13 protein-coding genes are annotated in these 13380 nt (G+C 53.0%); all 13 read right to left on the bottom strand.

The window, feature by feature from the left end; translation table 11 throughout:
* Window positions 1-20 precede the first annotated feature (20 nt).
* The 13 genes from rnhB to pyrH all read right to left on the bottom strand — a co-directional run bounded on the left by rnhB (window position 21) and on the right by pyrH (window position 13226).
* A complete protein-coding gene (rnhB, locus tag AAGR08_RS14960) occupies window positions 21-647 on the bottom strand; it encodes a ribonuclease HII (RefSeq protein ID WP_097094866.1) in 627 nt (208 codons plus the stop codon).
* Window positions 640-1788: a lipid-A-disaccharide synthase gene (gene lpxB / locus AAGR08_RS14965; protein ID WP_097094867.1), complete on the bottom strand. Its 1149-nt coding sequence runs from the start codon at window positions 1786-1788 to the stop codon at window positions 640-642. The genes rnhB and lpxB overlap by 8 nt, the downstream gene beginning before the upstream one ends.
* A gap of 3 nt (window positions 1789-1791) precedes the next feature.
* Window positions 1792-2580 (bottom strand): acyl-ACP--UDP-N-acetylglucosamine O-acyltransferase, encoded by a 789-nt coding sequence (gene lpxA / locus AAGR08_RS14970; RefSeq protein WP_097094868.1) that lies wholly within the window; start codon window positions 2578-2580, stop codon window positions 1792-1794.
* Window positions 2581-2583: 3 nt separating this feature from the next.
* Window positions 2584-3039 carry a 3-hydroxyacyl-ACP dehydratase FabZ gene (fabZ, locus tag AAGR08_RS14975; RefSeq protein ID WP_007893924.1) on the bottom strand — a complete coding sequence of 152 codons (456 nt, stop codon included), beginning with the start codon at window positions 3037-3039 and terminating at the stop codon, window positions 2584-2586.
* 192 nt (window positions 3040-3231) lie between these two features.
* On the bottom strand, window positions 3232-4257 hold the full coding sequence (gene lpxD, locus AAGR08_RS14980; protein WP_097094869.1) for a UDP-3-O-(3-hydroxymyristoyl)glucosamine N-acyltransferase: 1026 nt from the start codon (window positions 4255-4257) through the stop codon (window positions 3232-3234).
* A 3-nt stretch (window positions 4258-4260) separates the two neighbouring features.
* On the bottom strand, window positions 4261-4761 hold the full coding sequence (locus AAGR08_RS14985; protein ID WP_097094870.1) for an OmpH family outer membrane protein: 501 nt from the start codon (window positions 4759-4761) through the stop codon (window positions 4261-4263).
* Between the two features lie 95 nt (window positions 4762-4856).
* Window positions 4857-7268 (bottom strand): outer membrane protein assembly factor BamA, encoded by a 2412-nt coding sequence (gene bamA, locus AAGR08_RS14990; RefSeq protein ID WP_345829928.1) that lies wholly within the window; start codon window positions 7266-7268, stop codon window positions 4857-4859.
* Window positions 7269-7319: 51 nt separating this feature from the next.
* Window positions 7320-8669: a sigma E protease regulator RseP gene (rseP, locus tag AAGR08_RS14995; RefSeq protein WP_345827236.1), complete on the bottom strand. Its 1350-nt coding sequence runs from the start codon at window positions 8667-8669 to the stop codon at window positions 7320-7322.
* 12 nt (window positions 8670-8681) lie between these two features.
* The gene (gene cdsA, locus AAGR08_RS15000) at window positions 8682-9539 is read right to left on the bottom strand and encodes a phosphatidate cytidylyltransferase (protein WP_345827237.1); all 858 of its coding nucleotides are present in this window, start codon (window positions 9537-9539) and stop codon (window positions 8682-8684) included.
* 18 nt (window positions 9540-9557) lie between these two features.
* Window positions 9558-10310: a (2E,6E)-farnesyl-diphosphate-specific ditrans,polycis-undecaprenyl-diphosphate synthase gene (ispU, locus tag AAGR08_RS15005; RefSeq protein WP_097094874.1), complete on the bottom strand. Its 753-nt coding sequence runs from the start codon at window positions 10308-10310 to the stop codon at window positions 9558-9560.
* Between the two features lie 166 nt (window positions 10311-10476).
* Window positions 10477-11679 (bottom strand): 1-deoxy-D-xylulose-5-phosphate reductoisomerase, encoded by a 1203-nt coding sequence (gene ispC, locus AAGR08_RS15010; protein WP_345829929.1) that lies wholly within the window; start codon window positions 11677-11679, stop codon window positions 10477-10479.
* A 120-nt stretch (window positions 11680-11799) separates the two neighbouring features.
* Window positions 11800-12357, bottom strand: coding sequence for a ribosome recycling factor (gene frr / locus AAGR08_RS15015; RefSeq protein ID WP_097097592.1), 558 nt, complete (start codon window positions 12355-12357; stop codon window positions 11800-11802).
* Window positions 12358-12500: 143 nt separating this feature from the next.
* A complete protein-coding gene (gene pyrH / locus AAGR08_RS15020; protein ID WP_007893903.1) occupies window positions 12501-13226 on the bottom strand; it encodes a UMP kinase in 726 nt (241 codons plus the stop codon).
* Window positions 13227-13380: the final 154 nt, after the last annotated feature.

Here is a 13380-nt window from a genome sequence, read left to right on the forward strand (position 1 = left end):
GTTAAAACAGCGTCAGGCTATTAAAGCGTAGTTGGCTGGCGCGCGGCCAGCACGTCGGCATCAATCAGGGCATTACGCACCGGCGCAAAGCTGCGACGATGGTGAGGTGTGGCGCCATGCTGTGTCAGCTTTTCCATGTGCAGCGCAGTAGGATAACCTTTGTGCTGCGCAAAACCATATTGAGGGAACAGCAGATCCAGCTCGGCCATTTCCCGATCGCGCGTGACTTTGGCGATAATCGAAGCCGCGCTAATCTCTTGCACCAGACTATCGCCCTTCACCACCGCCTGCGATGGCATGGATAATGCCGGACAGCGGTTGCCATCAATCAGCACAAAATCCGGCACGATGGGTAAACCCGCCACCGCGCGCTGCATCGCTAACATGGTAGCGTGCAAAATATTGAGCCGATCGATCTCTTCAGGTTCAGCACGGCCAAGACTCCATGCCAGCGCCTTCTCTTTGATCTCGTCATACAGCGCTAAACGGCGCTTCTCGGAGAGCTTTTTTGAGTCCGCCAGCCCTACAATTGGGTTGGCGGGATCGAGAATCACCGCAGCCGTTACGACGGCACCCACCAGTGGGCCACGCCCGACTTCATCAACGCCTGCAATGAGCTGGGCGTTGGGATAGATAAATTCAGCCATTGATGATCTCCAGCACCGCATCCGCCGCCTGCTCGTCGGCATTCCAGCGAATCTGTTGATGCAGTTCGGTGAACGTGTTCAGCAGCGCTTCGCGTTCAGGTCCGGCATGCAGCAACGGCTCCAGCGCTGCAGCCAAGGCTTCAGGCTGGCATTCATCTTGCAGCAGCTCTTTCACCAGTTCGCGGCCCGCCAGCAAATTAGGCAGCGAAACATACGGTGTTTTCACCAGGCGTTTTGCCAGCCAAAAGGTAAACGGTTTCATGCGATAGCCGACCACCATTGGGCATTTTGCCAGCATGCACTCTAGCGCGGCAGTCCCGGAGGCAAGAATAGCGGCATCACTGGCCAGCATCGCCTGACGACCTTTACCATCCAGCAGATGCATCGGCAGTTCCGGTGCAACCTCCGCTTTAATCTGCTCGAACTGTTCGCGGCGCTTGACGTTCACCAGCGGCACGACGATTTCCAGCGTCGGATAACGCTGGCGAAGCAGCTGTGCGGCGCGCAGAAAATCGGCGCTGAGCATTTCAACTTCAGCACCGCGGCTGCCCGGCAGCAAACCAAGGCAAATCGCGTCATCCGCGATGCCTAATTCGCGGCGTGCCGCCAGCTTATCAGGCTGCAACGGCATCGCATCGGCCATGGTGTGACCAATAAAGCGGCACGGTACGTTAAAGCGGTCATAGAAAGCTTTTTCAAACGGCAAAAAGGCCAGCACCAGATTGGTGTTGCGGCCAATTTTAAACACGCGCTTTTGACGCCACGCCCATACGGAAGGACTGACGTAATGAATCGTGCGAATGCCCGCGCGCTTGAGATTGCCTTCCAGCGTAATATTGAAATCCGGCGCATCAATGCCGACGAAAACATCGGGCTTGAGTTCACTAAAGCGCTGCGTTAGATCGCGGCGAATTTTTAGCAAGCGGCGCAGGCGCCCCAAAACTTCGACAATGCCCATCACCGCCAGCTCTTCCATCTCATACCAGGCTTCGCAGCCTTCGGCTTGCATCAGCGGGCCGGCCACGCCAACAAAGCGAGCATCAGGATGGCGTGCTTTTAACGCACGGATGAGGCCTGCACCAAGAATATCGCCGGAGGTTTCTCCGGCGACCAAGGCAATCGTTAGAGGACGCGATGACATGGATTAACGAATCAATCCACGCGTTGAACGAGCAAAGAAGTCATAGAAAGGTTGCACTTCGCTGTGTTGTTTCGCCAGCTCTTCAATCTCTGGCTTCACTTCATCCAACGTTTTGCCGCTGCGGTACAGCAGCTTGTAAGCATTGCGAATGGCATGCAGCGCTTCTTTGCTAAAGCCGCGACGCTTCAGACCTTCGATATTGATCCCAAACGGCGTTGCGTGATTGCCCTGCGCAATGACGTACGGTGGTACATCCTGCGCGACGCCTGAACAACCGCCAACCATCACGTGAGCACCAATGGTGCACCACTGGTGAACCGCTGTCATGCCGCCAATAATAGCGAAATCATCAACGGTAACGTGCCCACCCAGCGTAGCATTGTTAGCAAAGATGCAGCGGTTGCCAATCACGCAATCATGCGCGATGTGAGCATTCACCATCAGCAGATTATCGCTGCCAATCTTCGTCACATTACCGCCCTGAGTCGTGCCACGATGAACCGTGACGCTTTCGCGGATGCGGTTGCGGTCGCCAATTTCAACGCGCGTGGGTTCACCGGCATATTTCAGATCCTGATTCACTTCACCAATGGAAGCAAACTGGTAGATCTGATTGTCTTTACCGATTCGCGTATGGCCGTTTACGACTACGTGCGATTTAAGTACTGTCCCTTCACCAATTTCCACATGAGCGCCGATAAAACAAAACGGGCCGATATGAACATTGGCACCGATGACGGCACCTTCTTCAATGACAGAACTGGGATGGATATTGGCGGTTGAATCAATCACTTATTATGCCTCCCGGCTACGGGCACACATCATGGTCGCTTCACAGACAATTTTGCCATCAACGGTTGCCACGCCTTTAAAGCGCGTCAGGCCACGACGGGTTTTCTCGAATGTCACTTCCATGATCATCTGATCGCCCGGGACAACCGGACGTTTGAAACGGGCTTCATCGATACCGGCGAAGTAATAGAGTTCGCCGGGTTCCAGTTTGCCAACGCTTTTGAACGCCAGAATACCGGTCGCTTGCGCCATCGCTTCCAGGATCAGAACGCCTGGGAAAATCGGCTTACCAGGGAAATGTCCCTGGAAAAACGGTTCGTTAACAGAAACGTTCTTCACCGCGCGCAGATATTTATGCTCTTCAAAATCCAGCACGCGATCAACCAGCAAGAAAGGATAGCGGTGTGGCAGCAGTTCTAAAATCTCTTCAATTTTCAGAGTATGCGTTTCAGTAGTCAAAATACTCTTCCTGTCCTAAAAAATCTGATGGCAACAATAACACGGCCTGCACCGATCAAAATGATCTTCCGCAGGCCGCAAATCAGTTCGGGGGCGTTTCGCTTACCTAAGATACCTGCTGCCGCGCTCGGGTTGCCCTGAGCGGAAAGAAAGTACGCTTTTTATTATGAAAGCGAATAGCGTGGGATGCGTTTAGTCGTCTTTGCCGACCTTACGTTCGATGGCTTTTAAGCGTTTGCTTATGTCATCGATATTCATCACCAGCGCTGCTGTTTTACGCCAGCTTTTGTTGGGTTGCAGTGGAATACCCGACGAGTATACCCCTGGTTCTGTGATGGGGCGCATTACCATGCCCATGCCCGTTACGGTCACTTTGTCACAGATTTCCATATGGCCGTTAATGACGCTGGCGCCGCCAATCATACAGTAACGTCCAATCTTCAGACTACCCGCCATGATCACACCACCAGCAACCGCGGTGTTATCACCAATCACAACGTTGTGCGCAATCTGACACTGGTTGTCTATGATAACACCATTGCCGATCAGAGTGTTATCCAGTGCGCCGCGATCAATGGTGGTACAGGCGCCAATTTCCACCCGATCACCAATCACTACGGTACCCAGCTGCGGAATTTTCACCCAGTTACCGCGATCGTTAGCATACCCGAAACCATCGGCACCGATGACCGTGCCGGACTGAATCAGACAATCCTGACCGATCTGGATTTCGTGATAAAGGGTGACGTTAGCCCACAAGCGTGAACCACGACCGATACGCGTCTGCTTACCCACAAAACATCCTGCGCCAATAACGACGTCGTCACCCAGCTCAACGCCGGACTCGATCACCGCATTCGCACCCACCGAAACATTCCTACCCAGCTTAGCAGTTGCATCGATCACCGCACTGGGCGCGATATTCTGCGCGGGCTGCGGCGTTGTGTCCAGCAGTTGTGCCATGCGGGCATAAGTTAAGTAGGGATTTTTTACCACCAGGGCGGCCGTTTTACACCACTCCAGATCCGCTTCCGTCAGCACCACGGCTGAAGCCTGAATAGTAGCGAGCTGCTCGCGGTAGCGGCTGTTTGCAAGAAAAGTGATTTGGCCAGTTGTGGCGGATTGCATAGAAGCAATGCCGGAGATGACGATATCGCCATCTCCGTGCAATTCTGCATCCAACTGCTGGGCTAAATCAGCCAGTCGAATTGATGACATCAATTATTTAACCTGTTTAACAACGTCAGCAGTGATGTCTTTAGCATCAGATGAAGAGTACAGAACGGCCTGAGAGTCCAGCACCAGATCGTATCCTCCGCTTTTCGCTACAGACTGAACGGCTGTCTGGATTTTAGCCAGCAGCTTGTTACGTTCTTGCATCTGACGAGTCTGGTTGTCTTTGTCAAAAGCCTGCGCTTTTTGTTCAAAGGCAGCACGCTCAGAAGAAATTTGCTTCTCTTTCTTCGTACGATCGCTTGCTTTCATGGTCGATGCGTTACGCTGCAGATCCTGAATCTCTTGCTGGATCTTTTGCTGCTGAGACTGGAGGTCAGAGGCGCGGCTCTGGAATTCACCCTCAAGTTGCTTAGCAACAGCGGCACGCTGTGGAGACTGCTGGAAGACCTGGCTCAGGTTAACAACAGCAACTTTATCAGCCGCTTGGGCACCCGCAGAAGCAGCTAATGCAACACCCAGAGCAGCGGCACAGAACAACTTTTTCACTATAAACTCCTTACCTCAACGTGTGTGTTTGCAGCGTGTCATCTTATTAAGCGACACGCCTGCAAGACGGTATTTTCACTTCCCTGCTCAGAGCTTTACCAGGTTTTACCAATGTTAAACTGGAACTGCTCTGACTTGTCTCCCTCGACTTTCTTCATTGGCTGGGCGTACGAGAAGACCAGCGGTCCCAACGGCGACATCCACTGCAGTGCCACACCGGCAGAGACACGAATGTTGTTTGGATCGCTGTAGTCTGGCACACCCGCAGCACGTGTTTCTGCGGTATTCTGCCATTTGGTATCCCAAACGGTACCGGCATCCATAAACACCGAGGTACGGACAGAGTTCGCGTACTTCTCGCTCAGGAATGGCGTTGGCGTAATCAGCTCAAGGCTGGCAATCGCCATCGCGTTACCCCCTACCGCATCATCCGACTTACAAACGCCGTTCGGGTCAGTCAGATTACAGGTAGAAGAATGATCGTTCAGGTACGCTGCTTTAGGACCAATGGTATTGGACTGGAAGCCACGAACCGTGCTCGAACCACCGCCGTAGAAGTTCTCATAGAACGGCATCTCTTTTCCACCGAGTCCGTCACCATATCCAACACGACCACGGCCTAACACCACCCATGTGCCATCGCGATTAAGCGGCACATATTGCTGGCTGTCCAATGTCGCTTTGTAGAACGCGTTATCGGAGCCTGGAATGGTCACTTTACCGTTCAGGTTGGTGCGGTTACCGCGCGTAGGGAAGAAGCCACGGTCTAAGGTGTTGTACGTCCAACCGTAGTTGAAGGTGAAGTCATCTGCAGAGAAATCACCGTCATCATTCAAGCCCTGATGACGACCTACTGAATCAAGATAACGCCACATTGCGATCTGAGGACGCATATTGGACAGGTCGTTATGTACATAGCCTAAACCAACGCGCAGCGTATTGTTTTCGTTGACCGGGAAGCCCAGCGTCCCATCAAGACCATAACTTTTATTGGTATAGTCAGAGAGATCGGCGTCATCCGCTTTGAAGTCGTTATAGAACAGGCGACCGCCAAGACTCACGCCATCGACCGTAAAGTACGGATCGGTCAGCGAGAATTCAGCATAGGTCTGGTAATCGTTCTTAGTACCGCTGATGCCCACGGTGTTACCGGTGCCGAGCCAGTTTTCCTGGGTCACACCCACCTGGAAGCTCACCCCGCTTTCAGTACCGTAACCGACACCAAAGTTAAAGGTACCGGTATTACGCTCTTTCACCTTGTAGACCACGTCAACCTGATCGGGCGCACCCGGCACGCGTTGCGTATCCACATCGACGGTTTCGAAGTAACCCGTCCGGTTCAGACGCTCTTTACCCTGATCAACGAGGTCGCTGCCCAACCAGGCACCTTCCATTTGACGCATTTCACGGCGCAGTACGGAATCTTTTGAGGTGTCGTTACCTTCGAAGCGCACTTTACGCACGTAGTAACGGTTGCCCGCATCCACGTTAATATGCAGCTTGACGGTTTTATCAGCATCGTTAATTTCTGGCTGCGTCACGACACGCGGATAGGCGTAACCGTAGCGACCCAGCAATTTCTTAATGTCATCTTCCATCTGGGTGACTTTGGTGCCGTTATACAGCTCGCCCGATGGAATTTTGGTCATCTGTTCGATTTCCGCCGAGTGCCCTGCCATGCTGCCGTTCACGATCACGCCAGCAATTTTGTACTGATCGCCTTCGTTGATGTTAACGGTGATGTAGATGCCTTTTTTATCTGGCGTCAGGCTCACTTGGGTAGAATCGATGTTGAAACGCGCATAACCGCGATCCAGATAGAAGCTGCGCAGGGTTTCGAGATCGCCTGCTAACTTCTGCTTCTGGTATTTACGATCGCCCACCACGTTCCACCACGGCACTTCATCGCGCAGTGAGAAGCGCGAGATCAGTTCGTCAGAGCTAAACGCTTTATTACCCACGATGTTGATCTGCTGGATCTGCGCTGAAACGCCTTCCTGGAAGACAAATTTCAGATCAACGCGGTTACGCGGCAGCGGCGTGGCAATCGCTTTGACGCTGGCGGTGTATTTACCGACGCTGTAATAGAAATCTTCCAGCCCCTTCTCGATAGAAGAGAGCGTGGTGCGGTCCAGCGCTTCGCCGACGCGAACGCCAGAAGCCTCCAGATTCTGTTTCAGCTGATCTTCTTTCACCGCTTTGTTGCCGGAGAAAGTGATGTTGGCAATGGTTGGACGTTCTTTCACCTGAACAATCAGGGTTGTACCATCACGCAGAACCTGCACATCTTCAAAGTTACCGGTGGCGAACAGTGAGCGAATGGTATTTCTGACGTCATCGTCATTCACCGTATCACCGACGCGTACCGGCATGCTGAGCAGAGCCGCGCCGACGGCGACTCGTTGTAGACCTTCGAAATGAATGTCCTTCACTACGAAATCGTCTGCACCGTAAACGGTGGCGCTGCTAAACAGCAGCGACGCTATGAGCAACTTTTTCATCGCCATCGTTGTTATGCGTTTTCCTAACACATCCCGCGCCTGTATGCGTTCCAGCTATTACAAACGAGAGAAATCATTGAAAAGTGCAAGCCCCATTAACAGCACCAGCAAAATTGAGCCAATGCGATAACTAAAGTCCTGAACTCGCTCGGACACCGGTCCACCTTTGATCTTTTCGATCGCCAGAAAGAGCAGATGACCACCATCTAAAACCGGCAGAGGGAACAGGTTAATGATGCCCAGATTGACGCTGATGAGCGCCAGGAACATCAGGTAATAAATCACCCCGTACTCTGCTGATAACCCGGCACCTTGCGCAATCGAAATTGGCCCGCTCAGATTATTCAGCTTCACATCCCCGATTATCAACTTGCCCAGCATGGAAACTGTCAGCTTCATCAGCTGCCAGGTTTTTACACTGGCTTCGCCGATCGCCGCAAAAGGTCCATACTGCCTTACCGTTTTGTACTCATCGGGCAGCGGAATCACGCGCGGTATAACTCCCGCAAATCCTTCCGCTTCTTTGCCCGGTTTCGCTTCCGGCGTCAGCGTCAACGCCACAGGTTCACCGTTGCGCTCAATATCTAGCGCCATGTTTTTGCCCGGGTTATCCCGCACCTGTGCCGCAAAAGCCTGCCACTGTGACAATGGCTGACCATCGACTTTAACGATCCTATCGCCCGCTTGCAAACCAGCGTTGCTTGCCGGTGAGTTTGCCTGAACTTCAGCTAAGGTCGTTTCGATCTGCGGCCCACGTGGACGAATACCTAAAGCAACCACCGGATCCTGTTTATCTGGTTCAAACTGCCATTCGCGTAAATCTAATTGCTTTTGCTGCGTAGCTTCTTCACCAAATTGCGAGACCGTAAGCGTGGCGTCGCTGTCACCGATTTTGCCGATCAGCGCCATACGCACAGCATCCCAATCAGGCGTTTCGATACCATCTACCGCTTTAAGTTCCATGCCAGAGGTAATTTGCGCTTCAGCGGCAACGGAACCGTTCAGAATTTCACCTACCACTGGGCGTACACCCGGCACGCCGTGGATGAAAACGACCCAATAAGCGAAAATGGCAAAAATGAAGTTAGCGATAGGACCGGCTGCGATGATAGAAGCGCGCTGCAGCACCGTTTTGTTGTTGAAGGCTTGATGACGAAGTTCAGCGGGGACGCTCTCAACGCGTTCATCCAGCATTTTGACGTAGCCGCCAAGGGGGATCAGCGCGATAACATATTCAGTGCCCTGACGATCGGTGCGACGCCACAGCGCCTTACCAAAGCCAATCGAGAAACGTTCAACCTTGACGCCGCAACGGCGCGCGACCCAAAAATGGCCAAATTCGTGCACCGTAATTAGCACGCCCAGCGCCACGATAAAGGCGGCAAAACTCCAAAGTATACTCAACATCGCCTGTTATCCTCAGAGGGTGCGAAACACCAACAGCAGCAGGCAGGCAAATACCGGCACCGCAGCAGTCAGGCTATCAATACGATCGAGGATACCACCGTGCCCCGGGATCAAGTTACCGCTGTCTTTAATGCCCGCTTCACGTTTGAACATGCTTTCCGTAAGGTCGCCCAGTACCGAAGCCAGCGTGGCAATCACGGCGCAGATAATCAGCGTGCCTGGCGCGATCGACAGTGGCGCTAATAGCGCAAACAGCCAGGCAATAAGGGCAGACGACAGGAGGCCACCAAAGAAACCTTCCCAGGTTTTACCCGGTGAGACTTTAGGTGCCAGTTTATGTTTGCCAAACAAACGACCGAACATATAAGCACCGGAGTCGGCGCCCCAGACAATGAACATAACGAACAGCAGCCACCATGCACCGGCGAAGTGATCGGTATCGTAATGATACTGACGCAGCGCCATCATTCCCCAGAAGAAGGGGATCACGGTGAGGAGACCAAATAGCAGACGCAGCGGACGCGATGAGCGCCACAGCGCCGCAGAGGCGGGATAGAACAGCACTAAAAATAGCGCGACAATCCACCATCCCAGCGCGGCCCAAAGCGAGCCTTCCATCTGGAATTGATGCAGATTGCGTTGATAGGGTTGCAGGCTAAAGAGCATTGCGGACAACAACAGGCCGCATAGCACGGCCAGCCAGATACGCTGCTGGCGCGTCTTCATACCCGCCAGCTGCCCCCATTCCCAGGCAGCAAGCATACAGATGATGATGGTGGTGATCGCAAAACCGTACAGCGGTAACCAGAACAGTGCAGCGATCACCAGCGGAATCAAAATTAACGCGGTGATCAGACGAGACTTCAGCAAAGGTTACCCCCAAATTGCTTAGGCGCCGCCTGGTGCAGTACCGCCATAGCGTCGCTCCCGCGTAGAGAATGCATTCAGTGCACCTTCAAAAACGTGTTCATCAAAATCAGGCCAAAGAACATCGGTAAACCAAAACTCAGCATAGGCGATTTGCCACAGCAGGAAGTTGCTAATCCGATGCTCTCCCCCGGTCCTTATCACTAAATCCACTGGCGCCAGCTCCTGCATACACAGATACGGAGCCAGGCTTTCTTCGGTAATCTGGTCAGGCCGCAGCAAACCTTCCTGCACCTGTTCAGCCAGTTTTCTGGCACCCTGGATAATATCCCAACGGCCGCCATAATTGGCAGCAATGTTAAGAGTTAGTCCATTATTTTGCTGAGTCAGTTCCTCGGCGCGGCGAATGCGTTCCTGAATACGGTTATTGAAACGGCTGATATCACCAATAATGCGTAGACGCACATTGTGTTTGTGCAGGCTTTTGACTTCGCTGTCGAGCGCCCAAACAAACAGCTCCATTAACGCTGTCACTTCCTGAACCGGACGGCTCCAGTTTTCACTGCTGAACGCATACAGCGTAAGCGCTTCCAGTTTATGACTGACCGCGAAGCTAACAGCCCGACGTACTGATTTTACCCCGGCTTTATGGCCTGAAATACGCAGTTTGCCCTGATTTTTTGCCCAGCGACCATTACCATCCATAATGATGGCCACGTGACGTGGCGTGCAGTACGACTCGTCATCGATTGTATTGTGATTGTTGGACGACATAACGCGTAATAATTCCTTTCATCAGAAATGCTGTGGTTTCTGAATACATTGCGCCTGCAGCAAACTCCGGTAAACACACCGGATGACATCGAAACAATGTCGGGCTGTGAAACGCGAGCGAGCGACTATACCATTTTCACCCAGAGCGAACAAATAGCGGGAACTATCAACCTGCTAAACGAAAGCGCGGTAACAATTCATTGGCACGCACGCGCGCTAACCGATCAATCTCCATCACCTCGTCGATGCTGCCAGGCTCCTGACACGTCAGGGATGCCAGCACTTCGCTGTTGATGGCGGCAATGTCGGTAAAGCGAATCTGGTGCTGCAGAAAAGCCGCAACCGCCACTTCATTCGCTGCATTCAGCGTCGTCGTAGCGGCCTGACCTGTGGCACAGGCATCAATCGCGAGCTTCAGGCAGGGATAGCGCTCGTAGTCCGGTTCGGCAAACGTCAGCGACTTCATTCGAGTGAAGTCGAGCGGCGTTACGCCCGCAGAGATACGTGCTGGCCAAGCCATGCTGTGCGCTATTGGCGTTCGCATATCCGGTGAACCGAGTTGCGCCAGTACACTGCCGTCGCAATAACGCACCATCGAATGGATAACGGACTGCGGATGCAGGATGACCTCCATCTGCGCGTCAGTTGCATTAAATAGCCAGCGGGCTTCAATGTATTCAAGACCTTTATTCATCATGGTGGCCGAATCAACGGAGATTTTTCGTCCCATTGACCAGTTCGGATGCGCACATGCCTGATCTGGCGACATCGCGGCTAAATCCGCTAATGGCGTGTCACGAAAAGGACCACCCGATCCCGTAAGGAGAATCGACTCGATGCCATTCCCCCGCAGATCAGCGTACCCCAACTGATGCTGTATGGAAGCGGGTAAACTCTGAAAAATGGCATTGTGCTCGCTATCCACCGGCAGCAACTGCGCCTGATGTTGGCGCACTGCCTCCATAAACAGGCGGCCGCATGTGACAAGCGATTCTTTATTGGCGAGCAGCACGGTTTTACCGGCGCGAATCGCCGCCAGGGTAGGTTGCAGACCCGAGGCGCCAACAATCGCCGCCATCACCTGATCCACCTCATCTAGCGCAGCCAGTTCGCACGCGGCCTGAACGCCGGAGAGCACTTCGGTATTCACGTTGAGTGCTTTCAGTCGCTCACGCAGCGCCTGTGCGGAGGCCTCATCAGACATCGCGGCATAGCGTGGCTGGAATTGCTGGCACTGTTCAGCCATCAACGCCACATTTTGGCCAGCTACCAGCGCAGTTACCTGATACAGCTCAGGATTCGCGGCAACCACTGCCAGCGTGCTGGTGCCAATTGAGCCGGTCGATCCCAGCAAAGTTAATCGCTTCATCATGCTATCCCTGTGAAGTCGTGGACTGTGACCGCAACAGCGCCGGACACAATGTAAAACGCCGCCAGAGTCGAATACATCTCGTCTCTGAACGGCGTTTTTAAAAAGAAGATGATGGCGTTAGAAATCCATCAGTTCCTTTTCTTTTTCGGCCAATGCCGCATCCACACTTTTGATGTGCGCATCGGTCATTTTCTGGATCTCGTCCTGCGAACGACGTTCGTCGTCTTCGCTGATCTCTTTGTCTTTCAGCAGCGCTTTGATCTTATCGTTCGCGTCGCGGCGGACGTTACGGACAGATACACGACCCTGCTCAGCTTCGCCACGGACGATCTTGATCATATCTTTACGACGCTCTTCCGTCAGCGCTGGCAGCGGCACACGAATGTCGCTACCGGCCGAGCTTGGATTCAGGCCCAGATCAGAAGACATGATGGCTTTCTCTACCGCGGCGCTCAGCGAGCGATCAAATACGTTGATTTTCAACGTACGTGAATCCTCTACCGTGACGCTAGCCACCTGACGCAGCGGCGTAGGTGTACCGTAGTAAGGCACCATAATGCCGTCGAGCAGTGAAGGCGAAGCACGACCGGTGCGCACTTTGCTGATGGTGTTTTTGAATGCATCCACACACTTTTCCATGCGCGTGTCTGCATCTTTTTTAATGTCGTTAATCACGTTGAAACCCTTGGATTCGGTTTGACCTGGCCATTTCCGGGCTAACCGGAAGCGGTATCGATAAACATCGATCATCCTAATTGCTGCGCGATGACAGAGCATCGCGGCAAAAGAATATACCTTATTTTAACCTGCGTCGGGTATTAATGCGTAATCAGGGTGCCTTCTTTTTCACCCATCACTACGCGGCGCAGCGCACCAGGCTTGTTCATGTTGAAGACGCGGATAGGCAGTTTATGGTCACGCGCCAGCGTAAACGCCGCGAGATCCATCACTTTAAGCTCTTTATCCAACACTTCTGCATAGCTCAGCTGATCGTACAGCGTTGCATCCGGATTTTTTACCGGATCTTCAGAGTAAACGCCGTCTACTTTGGTGGCTTTCAGTACCACGTCGGCTTCGATTTCGATACCGCGCAGGCAGGCTGCAGAGTCAGTGGTAAAGAATGGGTTGCCGGTACCGGCCGCAAAGATAACGACGCGGTTATTACGCAGCAGGCTGATCGCTTCTGCCCAGCTGTAGTTGTCGCACACGCCATTCAGTGGAATCGCCGACATCAAACGCGCATTGACATACGCACGGTGCAGCGCATCACGCATTGCCAGGCCATTCATTACCGTTGCCAGCATGCCCATATGGTCGCCGACCACACGGTTCATTCCGGCCTGTGCCAGACCTGCGCCACGGAACAGGTTACCGCCACCAATAACCACACCCACCTGGATGCCCAGTTCAACCAGCTCTTTCACCTCTTGCGCCATGCGGTCAAGCACGCTCGCGTCGATACCAAAACCTTCGGCACCTTGCAGTGCTTCGCCACTCAGTTTTAGCAGGATACGTTGATATACAGGTTTTGCGTTGGTCGCCATGGTCGATTCTTCCTGGAAGATATGATGAAAAGGAGAAATAAAATCTGGTCGATCATCCGTAAAGCACGCGAGAAAAGCTATTGGGATGAGACTGAAAGTGCTGTACTAAATTGCAGGCAAAAAAGAACCGCCTTTTGGCGGTTCTTTCAGACCA

This window comes from Pantoea sp. BRR-3P (genome assembly GCF_039621635.1).
GTDB classification, from domain to species: domain Bacteria; phylum Pseudomonadota; class Gammaproteobacteria; order Enterobacterales; family Enterobacteriaceae; genus Pantoea; species Pantoea floridensis.

Coding starts and splice junctions, on each gene's coding strand:
- rnhB (WP_097094866.1), bottom strand. CDS start 647: ATGGCTGAATTTATCTATCCCAACGCCCAGCTCATTGCAGGCGTTGAT.
- lpxB (WP_097094867.1), bottom strand. CDS start 1,788: ATGTCATCGCGTCCTCTAACGATTGCCTTGGTCGCCGGAGAAACCTCC.
- lpxD (WP_097094869.1), bottom strand. CDS start 4,257: ATGTCATCAATTCGACTGGCTGATTTAGCCCAGCAGTTGGATGCAGAA.
- bamA (WP_345829928.1), bottom strand. CDS start 7,268: ATGGCGATGAAAAAGTTGCTCATAGCGTCGCTGCTGTTTAGCAGCGCC.
- rseP (WP_345827236.1), bottom strand. CDS start 8,669: ATGTTGAGTATACTTTGGAGTTTTGCCGCCTTTATCGTGGCGCTGGGC.
- ispU (WP_097094874.1), bottom strand. CDS start 10,310: ATGTCGTCCAACAATCACAATACAATCGATGACGAGTCGTACTGCACG.
- ispC (WP_345829929.1), bottom strand. CDS start 11,679: ATGAAGCGATTAACTTTGCTGGGATCGACCGGCTCAATTGGCACCAGC.
- pyrH (WP_007893903.1), bottom strand. CDS start 13,226: ATGGCGACCAACGCAAAACCTGTATATCAACGTATCCTGCTAAAACTG.